This is a genomic window from Mycobacterium sp. NGS68 (genome assembly GCF_059812195.1).
Window position 1 is genome coordinate 1 of the sequence record NZ_JCALCE010000107.1, and the last position, 214, is coordinate 214.

At 62.6% G+C, this 214-nt stretch carries 1 protein-coding gene; it reads right to left on the minus strand.

Going from position 1 to position 214, the window contains the following annotated elements:
* The coding region (locus AC5Y5V_RS31460) for an AMP-binding protein (protein ID WP_499943007.1) at positions 1 to 214 on the minus strand (214 nt) is incomplete at both ends.

Sequence of the window (214 nt, forward strand, 5' to 3'; positions counted from 1 at the left end):
CCATGCAGCAGCGCACCCCAGATCTCCCACACCGAAAAGTCGAACGCATACGAATGGAACTGCGTCCACACCTGACCCGGCGACAACGCGATCCCAATGTCCAACCCGTCGAACAACTGCGTCACATTCGCGTGAGTGACCGCCACCCCCTTCGGCGTCCCCGTCGTCCCCGAGGTGTAAATAATGTGCGCCACATCGCTTGGCGCCGGCCCCG